Origin of the sequence: Streptomyces sp. SID3343, assembly GCF_009865215.1 — a bacterium.
GTDB lineage: Bacteria > Actinomycetota > Actinomycetes > Streptomycetales > Streptomycetaceae > Embleya.
In genome coordinates this window covers 1-4,534 of sequence record NZ_WWJX01000622.1, presented here as the reverse complement: position 1 = coordinate 4,534, position 4,534 = coordinate 1, and the positions used below count along the sequence as shown (strand labels likewise).

Annotated in this window: 3 protein-coding genes; 1 reads left to right on the top strand and 2 read right to left on the bottom strand. The window is 70.7% G+C overall.

Features of this window, described 5'->3' with window-relative positions; translation table 11 throughout:
- Positions 1–388: 388 nt before the first annotated feature.
- Positions 389–1,831, top strand: a complete 1,443-nt coding sequence (gene dctA, locus GT354_RS19385) for a C4-dicarboxylate transporter DctA (RefSeq protein WP_237535223.1) — start codon at positions 389–391, stop codon at positions 1,829–1,831.
- Positions 1,832–1,981: 150 nt separating this feature from the next.
- On the opposite strand, the gene GT354_RS19380 is transcribed toward dctA, so the two are convergent.
- Positions 1,982–2,836 carry an SAM-dependent methyltransferase gene (locus tag GT354_RS19380; protein ID WP_161357560.1) on the bottom strand — a complete coding sequence of 285 codons (855 nt, stop codon included), beginning with the start codon at positions 2,834–2,836 and terminating at the stop codon, positions 1,982–1,984.
- Positions 2,837–3,295: 459 nt separating this feature from the next.
- Positions 3,296–4,534, bottom strand: a 1,239-nt coding sequence (locus tag GT354_RS19375; RefSeq protein ID WP_202512053.1) for a polyketide synthase dehydratase domain-containing protein, incomplete at its 5' end; no start/stop codon positions are given.

Genomic DNA, 4,534 nt, shown 5'->3' with positions numbered 1-4,534 from the left:
CCGAGGGTGTGCACCGCCGCGCCCGCGCCGGCGCCGACGAGGAGCAGGACGAGGGCGAGCTGCCACAGCAGCACCTGCCGCGCGATGCTCTGGTTGGCCATGGCGGAAGTATCGCCACACACCAGGGCGATCTCGCAAGGCGCCCCCGCGCGGGGGCAACACCCCGGATGCCCGCCGGTGACTTCGTGCGCGTAATGCGCGTAACCGCGAGGCGACGGGGTGTGTCGCGCCAATCTACGACGCGTAACGCGAAGTTTCCCGGGTGTTTCCGGGTTCCGTCGCCCGCGAGGGCGGACGGCCCGCACGGACGCCCGGCGCGGACGAACACCTCGTACGGACGAACACCCCCGCGCCCGCACCGCCATCCACACCGACAAGGAGGCCCGTCATGCCCCAGGCCACCGCGCCGGGCAGCGCCGCAGACCCGGCAGACCCGGCAGGCGCAGCTCACGCGACGACTCCGAACGCCCGTCGTCCCTGGTTCAAGCAGTTGTACGTCTGGGTCCTGATCGGCATCCTCGCCGGCATCGTCGTGGGCGCCGCCGCACCGTCCACCGGCGAGGAGTTGCGTCCGCTGGGCGACACCTTCGTCAACGCGATCAAGATGATCATCACGCCGATCATCTTCGTCACCGTGGTCACCGGCATCGCGGGGGTCGACAATCTGCGCAGCGCGGGCCGCATCGGGTGGAAGTCGCTGCTGTACTTCGAGGTGCTCACCACCGTCGCGCTGATTCTGGGCCTCGTGGTGATGAACGTGCTGCGCCCGGGCGACGGGGTGCACGCCGACGTCGGCTCGCTCAAGGTCTCCGAGACCGCGCAGACCTACATCGACAAGGGCGAGTCGCAGACCTGGTGGCACTTCCTCACCGATCTCGTGCCCAGCAGCATCGTGGGCGCCTTCGCCGAGGGCGACGTGCTCCAGGTGTTGTTCTTCGCCGTCCTGTTCGGGATCGCGATCAAGCTGGTGGGCCGCCCCGTGCAGGGGGTGGCGGTCGGCGTGGAGAAGGCCGGTCGGGTGCTGTTCGCGGTGCTGCGCATCGTGATGTACGCGGCTCCGGTCGGTGCGTTCGGCGCGATGGCGTTCACCGTCGGCAAGTACGGTCTGGACACGTTGACCAGCCTGGGCAAGCTCGTGGCGATCTTCTACGGGACGAGTCTGTTCTTCGTGGTCGTGGTGCTCGGCGTGGTGATGGCGATCATCCGGCTGAACATCTTCCACCTGTTGCGGTACATGAAGGACGAGCTGCTGATCGTGCTCGGGACGTCCTCCAGCGAGACCGTCCTGCCGCGGGTGATCACCAAGATGGAACACCTGGGGGTGCCTCGGCAGGTCGCGGGCCTGACCGTGCCGACCGGATACTCGTTCAACCTCGACGGCACGTGCATCTACCTCACGCTCGCCGCGCTGTATGTCGCGCAGGCCACCGACACCGCGCTGTCGTTCGGGCAGCAGTTGGGCCTGATCGGGGTGCTGCTGCTGACGTCCAAGGGCGCGGCGGGGGTGACCGGGTCGGGGTTCATCGTGCTGGCCGCGACCTTGTCCACGGTGGGTCACGTGCCGGTCGCGGGCATCATGCTGGTGTTCGGCATCGACAAGTTCATGAGCGAGTGCCGGGCGCTGACCAACGTGTGCGGCAACAGCGTCGCGAGTCTGGTCGTCGCCGCGTGGGAGGGGGTGCTCGACCGGGATCGGGCCCGGAAGGTGCTCGCGGGGGAAGCGGTCGAACCGATCGCGCCGGTGGCGGACCCCGAACCGGCCGCGGAACCGGTACCGGCGGTGCTGCTCGTCAAGCCGAGCGCGGCGGATCCGGTGCCCGCGCGCACCTGACGGGTGTGGCCGTTTCGAGCGGCGGCCGAACGGCCGGGCCGGGCTCGCCTCGCCGGATCGTCGTCCGGCGGGGCGGGCCCGTCGGCCTGCTCGCGGTCCGTCGGGTGTTCGCGGTCCGTCGGCTTGCTCGCGGCCCGGTGCCGCCGGGTTTCACGTCTTGCGGCCGACGCCGCCGTACATCCGGACCAGATCCGGGTCGTGGTCGTGCGGCGGTTCCTCCTCGGGGTGCCACAGCGGGAGCCTGACCAGGCCGGGATCCAGCAGCTCGAAACCCTCGAACAGCTTTTCGATGTCCGCGTGCGGGCGAAGCGCGAGCTGCGCCGTGGCCCGGTCGTAGATGCGCGTGCCGCGCTGCCCCTGCGCGAGGTCGAAGTCGGCGGTGCCGTGCGAGAGCACGAGGTGACTGCCGGCGGGCAGCGCGTCCCGCAGGCCCGCGACGATCGCCGTCGGGTCCTCGCTGTCGCGGACGAAGTGCAGGATCGCCAGCAGCAGCAGGGCGATCGGTTCGTCGAAGTCCAACACCTCGCGCACCTCGGGAAGGTCCAGGAGGTCGGGCCCGGTACGCACGTCGCCCGGAACGTAGGCGATCCGCCCGCGGCCGTCGCCGGTCATCAGGGCGCGCGCGTGGACCAGCACTATCGGGTCGTTGTCCAGGTACGCCACCCGCGCGTCGGGCCGGACGGCCTGGGCGACCTCGTGGGTGTTGCCCGCGCTGGGGATGCCGGTGCCGATGTCGAGGAACTGGCGGATACCCGCCTGGGCCAGGAACTTGACCGCACGGCCGAGAAACGCCCGGTTGCCGCGGGCGGAGTCCACGGCGCTGGGCGCGACCGCGATCACCTGCTCGGCTGCGTCGCGGTCGGCGGCGAAGTTGTTCTTTCCACCGAGGAAGTAGTCGTAGATCCGGGCCGGATGGGCTCTGGAGGTGTCGATCTCCGGGGGGACGACCCATTCGTCGGGGTCGTCGGTCGCGGGTAGACGCCATGTGTTTTCCTGATCCGACATAACGTCCCCTCACAGTCGGCGTCGTTCGGATCGAAACCTATCCCACCCGGGAGTCGATCGGCCGCTTCGATATCGATCGGCGAACGACCTTGACGACGAGGAGCGTTCGACGTTTCGAACCGATCCGAGGTGCGCGCCAATGGTCTGGACCTCCCGCCGGCGAGCGGATCCGTACCGATCCGGGGCACCGGCGAGTGGTCTGGACCTTATGGCGGCGACGTGGGGCGGGCCCGGTCTTGACCGCCGAGCGGGCGGCGGCGGGCGGCGGCGGGCGGTTGGGCGCGTGATACCCGGGCTCGCCCCCGCGTCCGTCCCTCGATCGCCCGCGTCGGCCGAGCACGGTGTCCACTCGGCCGAGCGCAGTGCCGCCCCCCGTGCGTACACGCACGACGGCGGGCGGGATTCGCCCCCACAGGGAATCCCGCCCGCCGTCGCGGCGTCGACTGGTGCGACCGGGTGCTACCGCCGGTTCTCGACCGTGACCTCCTCGGGGCCCGAGTGCACCACGAGGTGATGCCTTTGGTTCGGGCGGTCGTGCAGCCAGGCCACCCGGTTGTCCACGTCCACGGCCACCCGGGCGGGGTGTTCACCGTGGGCCCGGGCGACGTGCTCGCGCATGGCGACCTCCTCCGCGTGCAGTCGGGCCGGGACCCCGGCAGGCAGACCGTAGACGTACGCCAGCCCGCCGGTCGGCCAGTCGGCCTGTTCGAGCACCGCCCGGTTCAACCGGCTGACGCCGTCCACCACCTGGGACAGGCTCATCTTCGGAGCCGGTCGGCGTTCCAGCAGGAACGCCCGCCGGTCCGCGCCGGATTGGAGCTCCAGCACGCTCGGCGGGGAGACCATGCTGACGTTGCGAAAGGCCGCGCACAGCCGGTCGTTCGCGAGGACCTGGAAGTCCACGAACAGCAGTTCACCCTCGGAACCCGCCGGGCGGGCCTCGACGCGCAGTTGCCCGGAGTCGGGAAACGGCGCGAAGAGATCCATCCGGACCAGGCCGTGCGGATAGGGCACCACGTTGGGGCCGACCTGCGGGTACGGCAGCCAGAACACCCGGTCGGCGATGATGTGCGTCGCCGCGTCGAGCAATCCGGGGTGCGTGAAGGTACCAGGGACCGATCCCCGCTTCGCGTCCAGGATCCCGAAGGCGCCGCCGCTGCCGTAGCCGACGTCGGTGAGGTACTGGAAGGCCGGCCCGTGCGGCAACCGATGGGTGAGATAAGGCAGTTCGGCCGGTGTCGCGTCCGTCAACGGCGGCAGCGGCGCGGGCGTTTCGAGACGATCGAACGTGATGGTCGCCTCGGCGACGAGCTCGAACCGCGACAGCGCCTCGGTTCGGGCGGGCCGCCACATCAGCAGACTGACGTGTACGTCCCGGTCCCGACCGGGCAACGGCTCGACCTTGGTGGCCAGTCGGGTGGAACCGACCACCGGAATCCACCGCTGGAGCCGCAGTTCCCGCAGGCCGGTGGCCCGCAGGCCGGTGTGCGTACTGGCCGCCTGGAACAGGTGGTCCACCGTGCACATCATCGGCAGCACCGGCAACGTCCAGGTGGGGCAGTGGTCCAGGACCCAGGGGGCGTCCTCGGGGCTGACCGTGAACTCGCGCTCGGCCGGGCCCGGTTGCGGCGGCCGGATCGGGGTGGCGGGCGCGACGGGCGCTGCCGCCACGGTCGCTTCCGGCGGTGCGGGGTGCGC

Excerpts from the sequence above, each read along its gene's own strand:
- dctA (WP_237535223.1), top strand. The coding sequence starts at position 389 with ATGCCCCAGGCCACCGCGCCGGGCAGCGCCGCAGACCCGGCAGACCCG.
- GT354_RS19380 (WP_161357560.1), bottom strand. The coding sequence starts at position 2,836 with ATGTCGGATCAGGAAAACACATGGCGTCTACCCGCGACCGACGACCCC.